Origin of the sequence: Aminobacter sp. AP02 (genome assembly GCF_003148805.1) — a bacterium.
In the GTDB taxonomy this organism is placed as follows: domain Bacteria; phylum Pseudomonadota; class Alphaproteobacteria; order Rhizobiales; family Rhizobiaceae; genus Aminobacter.
The window spans coordinates 14,098-31,497 of record NZ_QGGX01000025.1 but is presented as its reverse complement, the minus strand read 5'-3'; the positions used below and the strand labels follow the sequence as shown (position 1 = coordinate 31,497).

The 17,400-nt window shown below is 60.3% G+C and carries 18 protein-coding genes; 8 read left to right on the top strand and 10 right to left on the bottom strand.

What is annotated here, in order from left to right; genetic code table 11:
• Nucleotides 1-20: 20 nt before the first annotated feature.
• From C8K44_RS23825 to C8K44_RS23810, 4 genes are read right to left on the bottom strand one after another with little or no spacing between them, the layout of a single operon-like run.
• On the bottom strand, nucleotides 21-395 hold the full coding sequence (locus tag C8K44_RS23825) for a helix-turn-helix domain-containing protein (protein ID WP_109578263.1): 375 nt from the start codon (nucleotides 393-395) through the stop codon (nucleotides 21-23).
• Entirely contained in the window at nucleotides 392-937 is a 546-nt protein-coding gene (locus C8K44_RS23820; protein WP_109578262.1) for a Smr/MutS family protein, read from the bottom strand. Before C8K44_RS23820 ends, C8K44_RS23825 begins: the two co-directional genes overlap by 4 nt.
• Nucleotides 934-2,034, bottom strand: coding sequence for a murein transglycosylase A (locus tag C8K44_RS23815; protein WP_245417606.1), 1,101 nt, complete (start codon nucleotides 2,032-2,034; stop codon nucleotides 934-936). Before C8K44_RS23815 ends, C8K44_RS23820 begins: the two co-directional genes overlap by 4 nt.
• Before the next feature lie 22 nt (nucleotides 2,035-2,056).
• Nucleotides 2,057-2,767: a Tim44/TimA family putative adaptor protein gene (locus C8K44_RS23810; protein WP_109578260.1), complete on the bottom strand. Its 711-nt coding sequence runs from the start codon at nucleotides 2,765-2,767 to the stop codon at nucleotides 2,057-2,059.
• Between the two features lie 217 nt (nucleotides 2,768-2,984).
• Between C8K44_RS23810 and C8K44_RS23805 the strand changes: the two genes are divergently transcribed.
• Entirely contained in the window at nucleotides 2,985-3,458 is a 474-nt protein-coding gene (locus C8K44_RS23805) for an FxsA family protein (protein WP_109578259.1), read from the top strand.
• 109 nt (nucleotides 3,459-3,567) lie between these two features.
• Entirely contained in the window at nucleotides 3,568-4,062 is a 495-nt protein-coding gene (gene secB, locus C8K44_RS23800; protein WP_109578258.1) for a protein-export chaperone SecB, read from the top strand.
• A 68-nt stretch (nucleotides 4,063-4,130) separates the two neighbouring features.
• Here secB and dnaQ read toward each other — a convergent pair whose 3' ends face one another.
• The 5 genes from dnaQ to C8K44_RS23775 form a co-directional block, all read right to left on the bottom strand.
• Complete coding sequence (dnaQ, locus tag C8K44_RS23795) at nucleotides 4,131-4,880, bottom strand: DNA polymerase III subunit epsilon (protein WP_281063009.1); 750 nt, start codon at nucleotides 4,878-4,880, stop codon at nucleotides 4,131-4,133.
• A 36-nt stretch (nucleotides 4,881-4,916) separates the two neighbouring features.
• On the bottom strand, nucleotides 4,917-5,513 hold the full coding sequence (gene coaE, locus C8K44_RS23790; RefSeq protein WP_109578257.1) for a dephospho-CoA kinase: 597 nt from the start codon (nucleotides 5,511-5,513) through the stop codon (nucleotides 4,917-4,919).
• Nucleotides 5,510-6,352, bottom strand: coding sequence for a shikimate dehydrogenase (locus C8K44_RS23785; RefSeq protein WP_109578256.1), 843 nt, complete (start codon nucleotides 6,350-6,352; stop codon nucleotides 5,510-5,512). The genes coaE and C8K44_RS23785 overlap by 4 nt, the downstream gene beginning before the upstream one ends.
• The gene (locus C8K44_RS23780; protein ID WP_109578255.1) at nucleotides 6,345-6,944 is read right to left on the bottom strand and encodes a Maf-like protein; all 600 of its coding nucleotides are present in this window, start codon (nucleotides 6,942-6,944) and stop codon (nucleotides 6,345-6,347) included. The genes C8K44_RS23785 and C8K44_RS23780 overlap by 8 nt, the downstream gene beginning before the upstream one ends.
• 134 nt (nucleotides 6,945-7,078) lie before the next feature.
• Nucleotides 7,079-7,900: a pyruvate, water dikinase regulatory protein gene (locus tag C8K44_RS23775; protein WP_109578254.1), complete on the bottom strand. Its 822-nt coding sequence runs from the start codon at nucleotides 7,898-7,900 to the stop codon at nucleotides 7,079-7,081.
• Between the two features lie 400 nt (nucleotides 7,901-8,300).
• Between C8K44_RS23775 and hemE the strand changes: the two genes are divergently transcribed.
• The 3 genes from hemE to rho all read left to right on the top strand — a co-directional run bounded on the left by hemE (nucleotide 8,301) and on the right by rho (nucleotide 11,299).
• The gene (gene hemE, locus C8K44_RS23770) at nucleotides 8,301-9,335 is read left to right on the top strand and encodes a uroporphyrinogen decarboxylase (protein ID WP_109578253.1); all 1,035 of its coding nucleotides are present in this window, start codon (nucleotides 8,301-8,303) and stop codon (nucleotides 9,333-9,335) included.
• Entirely contained in the window at nucleotides 9,332-9,871 is a 540-nt protein-coding gene (gene hemJ / locus C8K44_RS23765) for a protoporphyrinogen oxidase HemJ (protein WP_109578252.1), read from the top strand. The genes hemE and hemJ overlap by 4 nt, the downstream gene beginning before the upstream one ends.
• A 162-nt stretch (nucleotides 9,872-10,033) precedes the next feature.
• Nucleotides 10,034-11,299: a transcription termination factor Rho gene (gene rho / locus C8K44_RS23760; RefSeq protein ID WP_109578251.1), complete on the top strand. Its 1,266-nt coding sequence runs from the start codon at nucleotides 10,034-10,036 to the stop codon at nucleotides 11,297-11,299.
• A gap of 10 nt (nucleotides 11,300-11,309) precedes the next feature.
• Here rho and C8K44_RS23755 read toward each other — a convergent pair whose 3' ends face one another.
• Nucleotides 11,310-13,328, bottom strand: a complete 2,019-nt coding sequence (locus C8K44_RS23755) for a thioredoxin domain-containing protein (protein ID WP_109578250.1) — start codon at nucleotides 13,326-13,328, stop codon at nucleotides 11,310-11,312.
• Between the two features lie 62 nt (nucleotides 13,329-13,390).
• Between C8K44_RS23755 and mnmE the strand changes: the two genes are divergently transcribed.
• The 3 genes from mnmE to rsmG all read left to right on the top strand — a co-directional run bounded on the left by mnmE (nucleotide 13,391) and on the right by rsmG (nucleotide 17,385).
• The gene (gene mnmE, locus C8K44_RS23750; RefSeq protein ID WP_109578249.1) at nucleotides 13,391-14,710 is read left to right on the top strand and encodes a tRNA uridine-5-carboxymethylaminomethyl(34) synthesis GTPase MnmE; all 1,320 of its coding nucleotides are present in this window, start codon (nucleotides 13,391-13,393) and stop codon (nucleotides 14,708-14,710) included.
• A gap of 171 nt (nucleotides 14,711-14,881) precedes the next feature.
• Nucleotides 14,882-16,756 carry a tRNA uridine-5-carboxymethylaminomethyl(34) synthesis enzyme MnmG gene (gene mnmG / locus C8K44_RS23745; RefSeq protein WP_109578248.1) on the top strand — a complete coding sequence of 625 codons (1,875 nt, stop codon included), beginning with the start codon at nucleotides 14,882-14,884 and terminating at the stop codon, nucleotides 16,754-16,756.
• Nucleotides 16,753-17,385 carry a 16S rRNA (guanine(527)-N(7))-methyltransferase RsmG gene (gene rsmG, locus C8K44_RS23740; protein ID WP_199227191.1) on the top strand — a complete coding sequence of 211 codons (633 nt, stop codon included), beginning with the start codon at nucleotides 16,753-16,755 and terminating at the stop codon, nucleotides 17,383-17,385. Before mnmG ends, rsmG begins: the two co-directional genes overlap by 4 nt.
• Nucleotides 17,386-17,400 lie beyond the last annotated feature (15 nt).

The following is a 17,400-nucleotide window of genomic DNA, read 5'->3' as shown; positions in this document are numbered from 1 at the left end:
TGTCCGAAAACCGGCTCTAGCTAGCCGCGCTTCTTTCGGGCGATCGCTTCACGCACCTGGGCATTGAGGGCGGCGAGCTCGGCCTCGTTCAACTCTCCCACAGCTTGAGCCATCAGATTGGCAAGCTCGGTGGCGGCGGGCGAAAGCCCGGCCGTATCGACCACGACGCGTGGACGAGAGCCTTCGGCCAGCTTCTGCAGCTCCTCGGCATCGTCCCAGATGACATTGAAGTAGCCGATGATCTTCTGGATCATCGCCCAGGTCGGCACGCCGCGATGTCCGTGCTCGAGCGCCGAGAGATAGGCGGCACTGACGCCCATGCTTGCGGCCATGTCCTTCTGGCTGACGCCGCGTTCACGTCTCAGCTCGCGGATACGTTCGCCGAGCGGGGTCAAATTCCCGTCCTCCGCCGCAGCCTTATATAGATCGCGCCCGAGCCGCCATGATGGCGGGCGGCATGGTCATGGCTGGAGACAAGCATGCGGAACGGCGCTGTGTTCAGCCAGGCCGGAACCATGCGGCGCAAAACGCCGTCACCGCCCTTGGAATTGCCCTTGCCGGTGATGACCAGCACGTAACGCACGCCGCCGGCATGCGCCCGCGCCAGGAAATGCAAAAGCAGCGAATAGGCCTCGTCCTGGGTCATGCCGTGGAGATCGACCCGGCCTTCGATCGGCAGTCGGCCTTTCGACAGCTTGTCGCGCGTCGGCTCGTCGAGCGAATGGGCGACATATTGGCGTTTCGGTGGTGTCAGGCTCGCCGGAGTGAGAACCTGGGCCGACTGAACCGGCGTGGCGGGCAGCTTTTCCGGTGCGGGTGTCGGCAATTCGGGTATCTCGACCGCCCGCCGGCCCTTGAGCGGCGAGGTCGTGCGGGCAATGACGTTCCACAGCACGCGCTCTTCTTCGCTTAGCTTGCGGTCGCGGCGTGTGCTCATTGTGCCCCACCGGCAAACAGGGGCAGCAAAGCAAAGAAGTCCGCGTCGTTGCGGACCACGCCAGCAACCTCGCCGGCGTCGGAGCCCGATCCGGCAAACAGGTCGCCCCGCGCGGGGCCGGTGATCGCCGAGCCGGTATCCTGGGCGATCATCAGCCGGGCAAAGGGCTTGCCATCAAATGCGGTGAGGGCAGGGGCAGCAATGAAGAATGGCGTGCCAAACGTATGCAGCAGGCGATCGACGGCGACGGAGCGCCCCGGCGTCAGCGGAACTTTTGCTGCTGCGATCGGCCCAAGCGTCGGGTCGTCGACCTCCGCATCGCGGAAGAAGATGTAGGAGCGGTTGCGCCACAAAATCTCGTCGACGCGGTGCAAATTGGCTTTGAACCAGGCGCGGATCGATTGCATCGTCACTTTTTCCAGCGGAATCTCACCGATTTCGGCCAGAACCCCGCCTGGGCCGGTGAACCGTTGGCCGGATTTGGCGGCATAGGTGACCCGCCGGCGCGAGCCATCGGTCATGTTCAGCCGGGCAGCGCCCTGGACATGGACGAAGAACGCATCGACGGGATCGGCAAGCCAGGCGATCTCCAGACCCTTGCCCGAAAGCACGCCCTGTTCGATCGCGGGACGGTCGAAATATTCGACCAGCCCGTCAGCCGTCTGCCGGGCGAATGCGAGATAAGGATCCATGCCGGCGGGGCGGTTTTGATCGTCAATGTCGATCAAGTCGGCCGGTCGCGAGAAAAGCGGAACCCGGAAGACCTCCGTCCTGACGGAAGAGGCCTCGACTTCAGGTTCATAAAACCCGGTGACAAAACCCCTCTCGCGGCCTTCCGGAACGACAAAAGCAGGCTGGAAATGACGTTCGAAGAACGCACGGGCATCGACGACACTAGTCACCGGCCGCTCGCGCGCCTCGGTGTAGGCAGCGTCAAATGCGTCGAAAGCGACGCCAAGGGCGCCGCTTCGATATGGCTTGATCAGGGCATGAAAGGCGGAGCGCCGGAAGGCCTCGAAGGCTGCCAGATGGTCATCTTCCAGCCAGCCCGGCAGGTCGGCGAAACCGACCGGGGCAAATGCAGGCGAGAGCAACACGGGCTTCGCCCGCCAGGCGCGGTCAGTCTTCTTCCTCGGTGGCGACAAGCTTCCAGTTCGGGTCGCGCGAACGAGTATCGCGGGCAAAGGTCCAGACATCCTTGACCTCGGCAACGGTCTCGGGATCGCCATCGATGACCTCACCTGCCTTGTCGCGCGTCGCTGAAATCAGCTCGCTGACGATGCGCAAGGTGACATGGGCCTCGCCGCCCTTCATCTCCGCCGAAACGATATCGGCCTTGTCGATGCCGACGAAAGACGACTGGATCTTTTCCGAACGGCCTTCGCGATCGGCGATCGCGGCAACGAAGCCGTCGAAGACTTCACGCGACAGCAGGTTCTTGAGCGTCTTCCTGTCGCCGTCGGCATAGGCCATGACGATCATTTCGTAGGCCATCTTTGCACCTTCTACGAAGCCCTTGGGCTCGAAGGAAGGATCAGCGTCCTTGATCGCGCGCAGGCCCTTGTTCAGGTCGGTGCCTGGCTTGGCAAATGCGTCGATCGCAACATAGGCGTCCTCAGCCGGCTCGCCGGCAGCACGCTTGCGCTGCGGCAGGGAGACCACGTTCTCTGGCTTGCCGTTGGCGTCCTGCGGCTTGGTGCGGGCCGCCGTATAGGGATCGAACGGCGGACGTTCATTGCCTGTGCGGCGTCCAAGCACGTTGCGCAGCTGGAAAAAGATCACCACTGCTGCGATCAGAAAGAAAATCGTGCCTAAATCGAAGAATTCCATATCTTCCGCCGATCCGTCCCTTGTTCGCGGCCGAAGCCAGCTTATGTGCCATTCGCCGGCGCCGCATCTGTGCGGTGCCCGTTAGCCTTGCATATAGAACGCATGCGCCGATCATTCAAATCAAAGGCGCAGCGTCCTATCTAAAGATGTATGCGCTATGCCTGTGACCGCATATGACTGTCACGTCAACTCAAACCGGATCGGATCGACGCTCTAGATGCTGCCCCTCCTGCTTCTTGCCCTGCCTTTGCTCGAAATAGCCGGCTTTGTGCTGGTGGGCAGCGAAATCGGCGTGCTGTCGACCATTGGGCTTGTCCTGCTCAGTGCTGTCGTGGGCTCTGTCCTGCTTCGCGTGCAGGGTTTTGGCGTCATGACCCGTATCCGAACCGAAATGGAAGCCGGCCGCGATCCGTCGAAGGAACTCGCCAACGGTGCGATGATCGTGCTCGCCGGCATACTGCTGGTCATCCCCGGGTTCATCAGCGACATCGTCGGCATCCTGTTGTTCCTGCCGCCTGTGCGGGCTCTAGCCTGGCGATTCCTCAGCAAGCGGGTACGTTTCAGCTCCAACATCGGCGGGTTTGCCCGCCGTGGCGGCCCCGCCGGCGGCAAGACCATCGATCTCGACGAGGACGACTTTTCGCGCCAGCCCAACCCGAATTCACCCTGGCGCTCCATCCGCGACGAGTAGGCTGCGGGCCTCTGCAACAGGCAAAACCTTGTCTTGACGGGCCGAGCATGGTAGCCAACGCGCCACTTCCAATAGGCCGCGCGCGGCCGAGCCAAGAGGACATGGGCTTATGGCCACTAATGAAGCGCCGGAAGGCGCCAACGGCAACGGTAACGCAACTCAGCCGACGCTCAACGTGCTGGCCCAGTATGTGAAGGATCTGTCCTTCGAGAGCCCTGGCGCGCCTAACTCGCTGCGCGGCCGCGACAAGGCTCCTGGCATCAACATCAATGTCAACGTCAACGCCAACCCGATGACGGACAAGCAGTTCGACGTCAACCTGACGTTGAGCGCCAAGGCCGCCTTCGACAAGGACGTGCTGTTCAACGTCGAGCTGGTCTATGGCGGCGTGTTCCGCATCGACGGCTTCCCGCAGGAGCACATGCTGCCGCTGCTCTTCATCGAGTGCCCGCGCTTGCTGTTCCCCTTCGCACGCCAGATCATTGCCGAAGCGACCCGCAACGGTGGCTTCCCGCCGCTGATGCTCGACCCGATCGATTTCGCGCAGATGTTCCAGCAGAAGATCGCCGAGGAACAGGCCGCCTCCAAGGTCAAGGTCAGCTAAGACCGTCCTTGCGACATCGCATTCGAAAGCCCGGCCTCGTGCCGGGCTTTTTCATTTCTGGCTGAAGGTTACTGGATTTCGGTCGGTTCGGCGGGCGCAAGCAGCTTTGCCCAGATCGCCTTTTCGCCGAGCGATCCCACCAGCTTTTCATGCGCCGCCAGCTCAGCCTCGCTGAGGCGCGAGGGTAGGGGCTCCGGTCGCGGCAAGATTGCGATCTCGATCTGCCTGGTGTTGCCGCCGCCATTCGCAGACGAAAAGCTTTCCAGCACCAGTGCCGACTGCTTGCCGCCGATCAGCTCGATATAGACCTCGGCCAACAGCTCGGAGTCGAGAAGCGCGCCGTGCTTGGTGCGGCGGCCATTGTCGATGCCATAGCGACGGCACAGTGCGTCGAGCGAATTCGGACCCATCGGATGCTTGCGGCGGGCGAGCGCCAAGGTATCGATCAGGCGACTTGGATCGACGGCCGGCTGGTCGAGCCTGGCAAACTCGGCATTGATGAAGCCAAGGTCGAAGTTGCCGTTATGCGCGACAAGCTTGGCCCCATCGATGAAGTCGATGAACTCGTCGACGATCTCCGGGAAGGTCGGCTTGCCCTCGAGGTCGGCATTGGAGATGCCATGCACCTCCTGGGCGTCCGGATGGACCTGGCGCCCCTGCGGATTGATGTATTTGTGGAAGGTGTTGCCGGTCGGGAAGCGGTTGATCATCTCGATGGCGCCGATCTCGATCACGCGATCCTCGCGTGAATCCAGCCCGGTCGTTTCGGTATCGAAAATGATCTCGCGCAATTTGTTGATTCTCCTTGGCGCAAGCATGGCCCCGCCACTTGCGCCTGAACAGACCTAGGCTACCTACGACGCCGGCTTTCCCACCGTCAAATCGTTGATCACAGCCAGGACTGCCTGACGCGCCGCGGCAAGGCCGTTGCCAGTATCGACCACGTAGTCAGCCAGCTTGCGCTTTTCAGCGTCGGGAACCTGCTTGGCGAGAATCGCTGCGAATTTCTGTTCGGTCATGCCGGGCCGCGCGAGCACGCGTTCGCGCTGGACCTCGTCCGATGCCGTGACCACCACCACCTTGTCGACGCGACTCCGGCCGTTGGTCTCGAACAAAAGCGGTATATCGAGGAGTGCAATCGGCGCACCGGCAGCACGGCTACGGTCGAGAAACGCGCTGGCATCTGCCCGGACAAGTGGATGAATGATCGCTTCGAGTTTCTTCAGGGCAGCTGCATCGCCGAGCACATGGTGGGAAAGCTCGGTGCGGTCGACGACCCCGTTCTTCACTGTTCCCGGGAAAGCCTCTTCGATCAAATGAGCAGCCTCGCCGGCATATAGCCGATGCACCGCCTCATCGGAATCGTGAACCGGAACACCAGCGTCGGCGAACATCTTCGCCGTGGTCGACTTGCCCATTCCGATCGACCCGGTCAGCCCAAGAACGATCATTTTGCCTTGTCCAGATCGGCGACAATGAGGTCGCGCAGTTTAGCGCTCACTTCTGGCCGATGGCCGAACCAGAGTTCGAAACCAGGAACGGCCTGGTGCAACAGCATGCCCAGCCCGTCCACAGTCTTCAGCCCGCGCGCCTTGGCAGCGGCAAGCAGTGGGGTTTCGAGCGGCACATAGACGATGTCGGTGACGATAGCGTGGCCGGGCAGTGAGGCTGGATCGGCGGGCAGGCCCTCATTGCCGTGCATGCCGAGTGCCGTCGTGTTGACCAGCAGGGAGGCATCGACAAGCAATTCCGTCGTTGCCGCCTGCGCATGTGCGCTGACGCCCGCTCCAAACTGGTCAACAAGTTCCCTGGCGCGGCCAACCGTCCGGTTGACGATGCGGATATCCTTGAAACCGCGCTGCTTGAGCGCATGGATGATCGCCCGCGACGCGCCACCGGCGCCTAGCACGACCGCCACATCGCCCTTCGTCCAGCCGGGCGCCAGATGATCGAGATTGGCGGCAAAACCGTAGGCGTCAGTGTTGCCTCCCCACAGAACGCCATCCTCGAACCACAGCGTGTTGACCGCTCCGATCTGTTCGGCCGCTTCGTCGCGGCGCTGGACCGAAGCGAACGCAACTTCCTTGTGCGGAATGGTGACATTACCGCCGCGATATCCCGCTGCGGCCAGTCCTCCCAGGAAGTTCAACAAATCAGCCGGCGCCACATCGATCGCGGCATAGCTGCCGTCGATGCCATAGCTATCCAGCCAATGGCCGTGAATGATCGGCGAGCGGGAATGCGCGATTGGATGGCCGCAAACAAATGCCTTCAAGTCCGGTTCACCCATCAATCGCGCCCAATTTCCTCAGTTCCGCCAGTACCGCCAACAGCGGCAGCCCGACGATCGTAAAATAATCGCCCTCGATCTTTTCGAAGAGCTGGATCCCTTCACCTTCGATCTGAAAGGCGCCGACGCTCGATAGCGCCTTGTCGCCAACGCGAGCAAGGTGGCGACCGATGAAGGCGGGCTCCAGGTGGCGCATGGTCATCGATGCGACAGCCACGTGACGCCAAAGCGGCTCGCCGTCGCGGACAAGAACGGCGGCGCTGTTCAACTGGTGCGTCCGTCCCGACAGCTTGAGCAGATGGCGACGTGCGGCCTCCATGTCGGCCGGCTTGTGAAAAACCTCGTCGTCCAGAGAAAGCGTCTGGTCGCAGCCGAGCACCAGGCGGCCAGGATGCGCCTCGCTAACCGCGACAGCCTTGGCTTCGGCCAGGACCAGCGCCAGGTCCTCGGGTGATGCCCCGCTCTCGGCAAGCGGCGCCTCCAGTGCGCGCTCATCGAGTTCAGCCGGGATCGCTTCAACCTCGACGCCGGCACTTTCAAGCATCTTTTTGCGGAAGGGACTTCCAGAGGCCAGGATCAATTTCTCGGTCACGGCATTTCTCCCGATTTCTTTGCAGGCAAGCTGGTGAACTCACCGAAACAGGATTGGTCCTAGCGTATCGATCCGTAAAGCGGAATCGATTTTCGACCACGCATAGCGCCGCCGGTTCGCGCCTAGCCCTTCGCCTATCTGCTCTTGTTGCGCAACGCGACGATCGCGGCCGCAGTCTCTTCGATCGAACGGCGACTGACATCGATCATCGGCCAGTTGTGCCTCGTGCAGATCTTGCGGGCATAAGCCAGCTCTTCCGTGATCGATGCTCGATCTACATATTCCTGGGCGTCGAATGCCATGGTCGTGCCCAGTATCCGGTTCTGGCGCACATGCGAGATGCGCTCGGCGGTGGCGATCAAACCCACGACCAGCGGTTTTTCGGCCTTGACCAGACTGTCGGGTACGGGAACGCCCAGCACGATCGGGATATTGGCCGTCTTGATGCCGCGATTGGCGAGATAGATGCTGGTCGGCGTCTTTGATGTCCTGGAAATACCGATCAGGACCACGTCGGCCTGCTCCATGTCGATCGGCAATTGGCCGTCATCGTGCTCCATGGTGAAGTTGAGCGCATCGATGCGACGGAAATACTCAGCGTCAAGAACGTGCTGGGCACCGACACGGCGGCCCGCCGGCGTGCCGAGATAAGACTGGAAGACCGTCAGCACCGGCTCGAGCACGGAAACGCACGGCAGTCCCATCGACGCGCAGCGGCTGTCGATGATGCCGGCAAGGTGCTGGTCGACGACAGTGTAGAGCACAATGCCCGGCTCTTCCTCGATGTCGTCGAACACCTTCATCAGCTGCTTTTCGGTGCGGATCAGCGGGTAGATGTGCTCGATCGCGCGTGCGTCCTTGTATTGGGCCGAGGCAGCACGCCCCGCAGCCAACAGCGTCTCGCCGGTAGCGTCCGAAATCAGGTGCAGATGGAAGAAGCTTTGGGGTTTGTTCACAGCGGGCGCCTGGGTCTGTGGTCAAATGTGGATAAACGGCGGGTTTGGCTCGAAGCAGCCGGCGCGACTGTATCAGATGCCGACTTGTCCACAATTCGCCTCGCTGTCTGTTTTGAATCCGGGGTGAGGAGTATTGTGGGGATAGTTTTTTTGTCCCTGTCCATCCACAGATTCGGCAGATGGTACGCGCCGGGCTAGATTCCTGATTCAAATCGACGAATCCGCCTCTTGCCCAACGTTTTCCATGCTGGCGAAAACGGCTGCGCGTCACTATGACAAGTGGATATCTCAGGCCGCCTATGGACAGTTCGTAATTCTCGATTCCAACAGACTCTAAGAATTAGAAGAATCCTTCGATATAAATTTTTGTTTATAGAAGGCTCAAGGAAAGGCAGACCTGATGCCCGTGAAACGCGCTCTGCTCCAAGTCCTGAAAGGCGAGAGCCTGGAGGTTCCCCCGCTCTGGATGATGCGCCAGGCAGGCCGCTATCTCCCTGAGTATCGCGAAGCGCGGAAGAAGGCCGGAAGCTTCCTCGACCTCTGCTACAATCCCGATTTCGCCGTTGAGGTGACGCTGCAGCCGATCCGCCGCTTCGACTTCGACGCCTCGATCCTTTTTTCGGACATTCTGGTCGTTCCGCATGCGCTCGGCCGCGACCTGCGCTTCGAGGAAGGCAGGGGTCCGATGATGACGCCAATTACTGCCGACGGTGTCGCGGCCCTCGACGGCTCAAAGTTTCACGTGAATCTCGAACCTGTCTACGAAACCGTGCGTCGGTTGCGCCGCGAATTGCCCGAGAAAACGACGCTGATCGGCTTCTGTGGCGCGCCCTGGACGGTTGCCACCTACATGATCGCCGGGCATGGCACGCCGGACCAGGCCCCGGCGCGGCTCTTTGCATATCGCGAGCCCGAAGCGATGGCGCGTCTGCTGTCGATACTCGCCAACCATTCGGCTGCCTATCTCATCCGCCAGATCGAAGCCGGCGCGGACGTGGTGCAGATCTTCGATTCCTGGTCGGGTGTGCTTGACGAGGCGACTTTCGAGGTCTGCTGCGTCAAGCCGGTCGCGGAAATCGTGCGCAAGGTTCGTGCGGTCTATCCGGACGTTCCGATCATCGGCTTCCCGAAGGGAGCCGGGGCTCAGCTCGACAGCTACAGGCAGCGCACCGGCGTCACCGGCCTTGGCCTCGACTGGACGGTACCCTTGTCGCAGGCGCAGCGACTGCAGGCCGCTGGGGCCGTGCAAGGCAATCTCGACCCGCTCAGGCTCGTTGTTGGCGGTAAGGCTCTGGAAGAGGGCGTGGACGCCATCCTCAACGCGCTTGGCTCCGGTCCGCTGATCTTCAACCTTGGCCACGGTATCACGCCTGAGACGCCGGTGGCGCATGTCGAGGCGATGGTACGCCAGGTGCGAAAGGCAACCCAGCGATGAGCGGTCAAAGCGCCCGGTCGTCGAGCGGTGCCACGGCCGGAAAAAGGGCGGTCATCTCCGTCATCATCCTGGCCGCACTGACGGCGCTGCTTTTCGCTGTTGCGCCCGACGGCTTCTATCTCTGGGCCAAGGCGATCCATGTCATCGCGGTGATTTCGTGGATGGCCGGCATGCTCTATCTGCCGCGGCTGTTCGTCTATCATGCCGAGGCGGAAACCGGCTCTGCTCAATCAGAGACCTTCAAGGTCATGGAGCGACGTCTGCTGCGTGCGATCATCAATCCGGCGATGATCGTCACTTGGGTGTTCGGACTGTGGCTGGCCTGGAAAGGCTTTGGCTTTGCCGGCGGCTGGCTGCATGCCAAGATCGCGGCCGTACTGCTGCTTTCAGGCGTGCACGGCTATCTCTCGGCGTCGGTTCGCCGTTTTACCGAGGACCGCAACGAAAAACCGTCGCGGCATTGGCGCATCGTCAACGAGGTTCCGACCGTGCTGATGATCGTCATCGTCATCTTGGTGGTTGTAAAGCCGTTCTGAACGCCTTAAATTTCATGGACTGTGCCTTGCTCTTTCATTTCGGGAGAGCTAAAAGGCAATTCTTCCTTCCCGCCATGCGCCGCCCCATTTCCATTGACTGGCCGCGCTCGGCGCTTATCGCAAAACGCCGATAGCCAACTTCCCCACGCTCAGAGTCCGTCCATGCAGGAAATGAAACTACAAGATTTCAAGAACAAGAAGCCGACCGACCTGATCGCGTTCGCCGAATCGCTTGAAGTCGAAAACGCCAGCGTCATGCGCAAGCAGGAACTGATGTTCGCGATCCTCAAGAAGCTGGCGGCGCAGGACATCGAGATCATCGGCGATGGCGTCGTCGAGGTGCTGCAGGACGGCTTCGGCTTCCTGCGTTCGGCCAACGCCAACTACCTTCCGGGTCCCGACGACATCTACATTTCGCCTTCGCAGATCCGGCGCTTTTCGCTGAAGACCGGCGATACGGTTGAAGGTCCGATCCGCAGCCCGAAGGAAGGCGAACGCTATTTCGCGCTGCTGAAGGTCAACACCATCAATTTCGACGATCCCGAAAAGATCCGTCACAAGATCCATTTCGACAATCTGACGCCGCTATACCCGACTTCGCGGCTCAAGATGGAGGTCGAGAACCCGACGACGAAGGACATTTCGCCCCGCGTCATCGACCTGGTGGCACCGCTCGGCAAGGGCCAGCGCGCCCTGATCGTGGCGCAGCCGCGCACCGGTAAGACCGTGCTGCTGCAGAACATCGCGCACTCGATCACCACCAATCACCCCGAATGCTACCTGATCGTGCTTCTGATCGACGAGCGTCCGGAAGAAGTGACCGACATGCAGCGCTCGGTGAAGGGCGAGGTCGTGTCCTCGACCTTCGACGAACCGGCCGTCCGCCACGTGCAGGTTGCCGAAATGGTCATCGAAAAGGCCAAGCGGCTGGTCGAGCATGGCCGCGACGTCGTCATCCTGCTCGATTCGATCACCCGCCTCGGCCGCGCTTACAACACCGTTGTGCCTTCATCCGGCAAGGTCCTGACCGGCGGTGTCGACGCCAACGCGTTGCAGCGCCCGAAGCGCTTCTTCGGTGCCGCCCGTAACATCGAAGAGGGTGGTTCGCTGACCATCATCGCAACGGCGCTGATCGACACCGGCAGCCGCATGGACGAAGTCATCTTCGAAGAGTTCAAGGGTACCGGCAACTCGGAAATCGTGCTCGACCGCAAGGTTGCCGACAAGCGCATCTATCCGGCGATGGACATCCTCAAGTCCGGAACTCGTAAGGAAGATCTGCTGGTCGCACGCCAAGACCTGCAGAAGATCTTCGTGCTGCGTCGTATCCTGGCGCCGATGGGCACCACCGATGCGATCGAGTTCCTTATCGACAAGCTGAAGCAGACCAAGACCAACGCCGACTTCTTCGATTCGATGAATACCTGATAAAGTCCGGTCAGCGGCGGCGGAGCGCTTCTTCAAGCTTCGCCGGGTCGCTGATCACAGGCAGACAGATGAGGCCGGTGCACAGATAGGCACCTGCCTTTTTCGTGTCCGGCAGAGCGTCGCCAGGCAGTTTTGCGAGCGTCGCGTCTTGGCCAAGCGCCAAGAAAATATAGACACGGCGCGGATCTGGATTCCGATTCGCTACCGAAACAAGTACCGGCTTTGCTGGATCCTCCACGACAATCAGCTTGGACGGTTCGAGCGCGAGAACACAGGCGTTAACGATGCCGGCCTGGCCATATTGCTGGTTCTGGATGCGACCGGAGGCGTGTTCGGCGATCGTCCAGGCGCGCTGCTGCAGCTCGATGTCGCCGGTGATGTTCGCCAGCCGTACCACGGCTTCAATAATCTGGCTGGTTGCCGAAGGAATCGCTTCGTCGATATCGCCACGAATACGCATCGGCACGTCGGCGCTGTCGGACGCAGTAAGATAATGGCCCGTCTTGTCGGCATCCGCGTGCCAGCTTTCAAGCATCTTTAGGAAATGGGCTCCGTGATCGAGATATCGCGTATCGCTGGTCGCCTCGAAGAGCGAGATGGACGCATTGATCATAGCGGCATAATCGCTCGACAAGGCCGGGTAGAGCCGCTTTTCACCGAGAGTTGAATGCGGCAACCGGCCCTCAGGCGTCGAGGAAGCCCAAATCGCGTCAAATGCGGTTGCCGCCGCATCCACCCAATCCTTCCGCTCGAGGCTCCGGCCGGCCTCGGCGAGTGCGACGATGGCAAGGCCGTTCCAATCGGTCAGGGCCTTGTCATCTCGGCCTGGCCGTACACGCGCTTCTCGCGCCTCCAGCAGACGCGATGTGATCTTGGAAACGAGCTCGCGGTTTTCAACTGACTGCACGGCCTGGATCGCTGTTTGGTGAATGATCGGATCGCCTTCCCAGCTATCGGGCTTGGTGATCGTGAAGTATTTGAAAAATATAGGGGAATCGTCACCCAGGACGGCAGAGACGCCATCGGCTGTCCAGGTATAGAACAGGCCTTCCTCGCCTTCGCTGTCGGCGTCAAGGCTTGATGCGAATGTACCGTCGGGCAGGCGCATTTCGCGCAGCAGCCAGTCGATGCTGTCTTCGATTCGCATCCGGAACAGTTGGTTGCCAGTTGCGGCAAACGCCCAATTGGCCTGACGGATCAGCTGGGCATTGTCATACAGCATCTTTTCGAAATGGGGGACCAGCCATTGGGCATCGGTCGAATAGCGTGCCAAGCCCCCGCCGACATGGTCGTAAATGCCGCCGCCGAGCATATGTTGCATGCTGTCAGTGACGGCATCGCGGTGGTCGCGATTGTCGGAGCGCAAGCACGATAGCCACAGGGCCTGCATATAAGGTGCATTCGGAAATTTTGGCGCACCCCGAAGTCCGCCCAGATCGCGGTCGATCATGTCGTAGATGCCTGCAGCCAGCGTCCTGGCCGTGTCGATCGAGATCTGGCCCGGGGCGCTGCTGCTACCAAGGCGCTTGCCGACATGCTGGGCAAGCTCTGTAGCGCTCTGCAAGATGCTGGCGCGCTTGCCGCGCCATGCAGCATCAACGGCATTGAGCACCTGGATGAAGCCTGGTCTTCCGTAACGTGCTTCGCGCGGAAAATAGGTTCCGCCCCAGAACGGCTTGGCATCGGGGGTCAAGAACATCGTCAGCGGCCAGCCGCCTTGTTCCCCCATGCTGGCCAACGCAGCCATATAGATTTGGTCGATATCGGGCCGCTCCTCGCGGTCGACCTTGATATTGACGAAGAGGCGGTTCATGACCTCGGCAACTTCTTCGTTTTCGAAGCTCTCATGGGCCATGACGTGGCACCAGTGGCAGGCAGCGTAACCAACCGACAGCAGGATCGGCCGATCAAGCCGCTTCGCTTCGGCTAGGGCCGCCGGGGACCATGGGCGCCAATGCACCGGGTTGTCTCCGTGCTGGCGCAAATAGGGGCTACCTTCGTCGCGAAGCAGGTTGTCTTGCGCAAGCATGCGTAATCGGCCCAAACAGTGATATCTGGCCCCAATCTAGGGCGCTTCCGAGAGACCGGCAAATGCTATTCACCGATTCGATCGCCGCACTTTCCAGCGGTCATCTGCCATCCGGGGTGGCCATCGTGCGTATCTCCGGCCCGAATGTTCGATTCGCCCTCGAAATGATTTCCGGATTGGTCCCTAAACCACGCCAAGCGCATTATGGCGCCTTGCGGGCAGGGGGCGGGGGTCTGATCGACCATGGGCTGACATTGTTTTTTCCGGGCCCCAACAGTTTTACCGGAGAGGATTGCGGAGAATTCCAGGTCCATGGTGGCCGAGCCGTGGTGGCTTCGTTGCTCGCCGAGCTTGGCAAGCTGGCCGGTTTCAGGCAGGCGGACGCCGGCGAATTTACCAAACGTGCCTTTCTCAACGGCAAGATGGACCTCCTGGAGGCCGAAGCACTTGCCGATCTGATCAATGCCGAGACCGAAGCCCAGCGTCAATTCGCCGTGATGAATTCGAGCGGTGCGCAGAGCGAGCTCTATCTGGGATGGCGCAAGCGCCTCATTCATGCGCGGGCGATGATTGAAGCCGAGATGGACTTTGCCGATGAGGCTGACGTACCGGGCTCGGTGTCGGGCGAGGTGTGGGATGATGTCCGGTTGCTCATCGAAGAGATTAACGGCCATGCCAACAGTTACAGTAAGGCCGAGATGATCCGTGATGGCTTCGACGTCGTCATCCTAGGCGCGCCAAATGCTGGAAAATCGAGCCTCCTTAACGCGCTATTGCAACGTGAAGCGGCGATCGTAACCGACGAACCCGGTACCACGCGCGACCTGGTTGAAGCCATTCTTGATCTCAACGGTCTAAAGGTGCGCATTACCGATACCGCGGGCTTGCGCGAACCCGCAGGTAAGGTGGAAGCGATTGGTATCGAGCGTGCCAAGGAGCGCGCAAGGGGCGCTGATCTGGTGCTTTTCCTGGAAGACATCTCAGCGCCGGGTGAATTGAATCCCCCATCGGACGTGCCTTTTATTGCAATAGGCACCAAGCTCGACCGTTTTCCAAATGCCGGCCAGGACGACCGTTATGCGCTTATGATCTCCAGTGCGACGGGACAAGGGATTGACGATTTGCTGGAAATGATCAGCAAGAGGGCTGGCGACGCGGTTGGAAAACGCGGCGATGTGCTACCTTCGCGGCTACGCCACGTTGAGTTGCTCAACGAGGCACAAGACTATCTTGGCTCAGCACTTCAGGCTTCGGACGCGATGCTGGAGCTGAAGGCAGAAAATCTTCGCCTTGCCAGCGACCGAATCGGTAAGTTGTCCGGGGCGGTTGACGTAGAAGACCTGCTCGACGTGATATTTTCGCAATTCTGCATTGGAAAATGATTCACGTGAAACATCCTGGCAGTGGATGGCCATGATTCACGTGAAACATGGAGGTTGACTCGCCCGTCGCGCGGCCAGGTTGTTTCACGTGAAACCACCACCCCAGCGATTCTCTTGACATAAGGCTGAGATGGAGACATCTGTCTCGGCAAATGTTTCCTGGAGACCGTGATGAGTGAAAGCTACGACGTCGTCGTGGTTGGCGGAGGCCATGCCGGTTGCGAAGCGGCTTCTGCTTCAGCACGAGCTGGCGCCAAAACTGCGCTGGTAACCCTTCGTCAGGACACGATCGGGGTGATGTCCTGCAATCCGGCGATCGGTGGTCTCGGCAAGGGGCATCTTGTCCGCGAAATCGACGCGCTTGATGGGCTGATGGGCCGTGTGGCTGACGCTGCCGGCATTCAGTTTCGCCTGCTCAATCGTCGCAAAGGTCCGGCGGTGCGCGGGCCACGCACTCAAGCCGATCGCAAGCTCTATCGGCTTGCAATGCAGGAGGCCATTGCCGCGCAACCTAATCTTACCGTGGTTGAGGCGGAAGTATCTGATTTTATTATAGATAATGGCCGGCTGAGCGCTGTCGCCCTCGGTGACGGCCGCCTGCTTCCCTGCGCGGCTGTCGTTCTGACCACCGGCACGTTCCTGCGCGGGTTGATCCACATTGGCGAGCGCAAGTTTCCCGCTGGTCGTATGAATGAACAGGCATCGACGGGGCTTTCCGAAACATTGAAGCGTGCGGGCTTGCGGCTCGGTCGCCTGAAGACTGGAACGCCACCGCGACTCGACGGGCGAACGATCGACTGGGCGTCGCTCGAAACGCAGGCGGCGGACGAAGATCCGGTACCCTTCTCGCTGCTTACTGAGAAGATCACCAATCGGCAGATCGAATGCGGCATCACGCGTACGACAGGCGCCACGCACCAGATCATTCGCGAGAATCTTGGCCGATCAGCGATGTATTCGGGCTCCATTGAAGGTATCGGGCCACGCTATTGTCCGTCGATCGAAGACAAGATCGTCAAGTTCGGGGATCGCGAGGGACATCAGATCTTCCTCGAGCCTGAAGGACTTGATGACCATACGGTCTATCCGAACGGAATTTCGACCTCGTTGCCAGAAGATGTCCAACTGGAAATCCTCAAATCGATTCCGGGTCTGGAGCGAGCGGCGATGCTTCAGCCCGGCTACGCGATCGAGTACGACCATATTGATCCGCGTGAACTGGAGCCGACGCTTGAATGCAAGCGCGTAGGCGGCCTCTTTCTCGCCGGACAGATCAATGGCACGACGGGTTATGAGGAAGCCGGCGCGCAAGGCCTGCTTGCAGGCATCAATGCGGCCCGTCTTGCTGGCAATAGCGAGCAGCTGATCCTAAGCCGTGCTCAGGCCTATATCGGTGTGATGATCGATGATCTGACGAGCCGCGGGATCAGTGAACCTTACCGTATGTTCACGTCGCGGGCCGAGTTCCGCCTCTCGCTCCGCGCCGACAATGCCGACGTGCGGTTGACGCCCTTGGCAAGGGAACTGGGCATCGCTTCGTCGACACGCGAGAAGCGCTTTGACGAAATGACCACACGCATCGATGCCGCCAGGATGTTGGCCAAGTCTCATACGCTGTCTCCCAATGAGGCGCGGCGCCATGGCATTGAAGTCAACCTCGATGGGGTCAAGCGCTCACTATACGAGCTCCTGGCTTACCCCGATATGCAGCTCACCCAACTTGTTAAGATCTTACCAGAACTGGCGTCGATTGACGCCAAGACGGCGGAAGCCATTGAAACGGAAGCGAAATATGCCGTCTACCTGGATCGGCAGAAGGCCGATGCAGCCTTGATGCTCAAGGAAGAGGAGAGGGTGATCCCCGAAGCTCTTGATTTTGAGTCGGTTCCTGGCCTTTCGAACGAATTGCGCCAGAAAATGCGGTTGCGTCGCCCGCGTTCCCTGGCTGAAGCACAGCGTATCGACGGCATGACGCCGGCTGCTTTGGCCATCATCCTGGCCCATGTTCGCAATTCAGAAGCACAGTCACGCAGGGGCGTCGCTTGAAAACTGACGCCTATGCAAGGTTGCAAGAAGTCGCAGGTCCCGTTTCACGTGAAACATTTGACAAGCTGATCGCATTCCAAACCGTGTTGCGTAAGTGGGCGCAGCGCATCAATCTCGTTGCACCGTCCACCTTGGACGATGTCTGGGAGCGCCATATCCTCGACAGTGCCCAGGTCGTGAAACTTGGTGGCGACGCAAAAAACTGGCTCGATATCGGCTCCGGTGGCGGGTTCCCGGGACTTATCATCGGCTCGATGATTGCAGAGCGCGCAGGGGCCTCCATCGATCTCGTAGAAAGCAATCGCAAGAAGGCGGGGTTCCTACAGGCCGTAGTGGGGGAGCTTCGCTTGCCGGCGCGAGTTCATGCCAAGCGAATCGAAGACGTCCATGGCAGCATCCGCGCGCCTGAGATCTTGAGCGCCCGGGCATTGGCGCCACTTCCGCTGTTACTGGAGTTGTCGGCGCCCTGGTTGCAAGGGGGAACCAAGGCGCTTTTCCACAAAGGCCGGGATTACCGCCAGGAAATCGAAGATAGCTCTCATCAGTGGGGATTCGATCTGGTAGAACATCCGAGCCTGACCGACGCGCAGGGAGTCATCCTCGAGATTCGGAACCTGCGCCGCCTCTGATTGTGGCGCCAAGTG

Bases quoted from the DNA above. Each gene is read 5' to 3' on its own strand.
- C8K44_RS23805 (WP_109578259.1), top strand. From the start codon at position 2,985: ATGCTGCCCCTCCTGCTTCTTGCCCTGCCTTTGCTCGAAATAGCCGGC.
- hemJ (WP_109578252.1), top strand. From the start codon at position 9,332: ATGAGCGGTCAAAGCGCCCGGTCGTCGAGCGGTGCCACGGCCGGAAAA.
- secB (WP_109578258.1), top strand. From the start codon at position 3,568: ATGGCCACTAATGAAGCGCCGGAAGGCGCCAACGGCAACGGTAACGCA.
- C8K44_RS23755 (WP_109578250.1), bottom strand. From the start codon at position 13,328: ATGCTTGCGCAAGACAACCTGCTTCGCGACGAAGGTAGCCCCTATTTG.
- mnmE (WP_109578249.1), top strand. From the start codon at position 13,391: ATGCTATTCACCGATTCGATCGCCGCACTTTCCAGCGGTCATCTGCCA.
- coaE (WP_109578257.1), bottom strand. From the start codon at position 5,513: ATGATCGTTCTTGGGCTGACCGGGTCGATCGGAATGGGCAAGTCGACC.
- C8K44_RS23820 (WP_109578262.1), bottom strand. From the start codon at position 937: ATGAGCACACGCCGCGACCGCAAGCTAAGCGAAGAAGAGCGCGTGCTG.
- rho (WP_109578251.1), top strand. From the start codon at position 10,034: ATGCAGGAAATGAAACTACAAGATTTCAAGAACAAGAAGCCGACCGAC.
- hemE (WP_109578253.1), top strand. From the start codon at position 8,301: ATGCCCGTGAAACGCGCTCTGCTCCAAGTCCTGAAAGGCGAGAGCCTG.
- C8K44_RS23810 (WP_109578260.1), bottom strand. From the start codon at position 2,767: ATGGAATTCTTCGATTTAGGCACGATTTTCTTTCTGATCGCAGCAGTG.
- dnaQ (WP_281063009.1), bottom strand. From the start codon at position 4,880: ATGCTTGCGCCAAGGAGAATCAACAAATTGCGCGAGATCATTTTCGAT.
- mnmG (WP_109578248.1), top strand. From the start codon at position 14,882: ATGAGTGAAAGCTACGACGTCGTCGTGGTTGGCGGAGGCCATGCCGGT.
- C8K44_RS23785 (WP_109578256.1), bottom strand. From the start codon at position 6,352: ATGGGTGAACCGGACTTGAAGGCATTTGTTTGCGGCCATCCAATCGCG.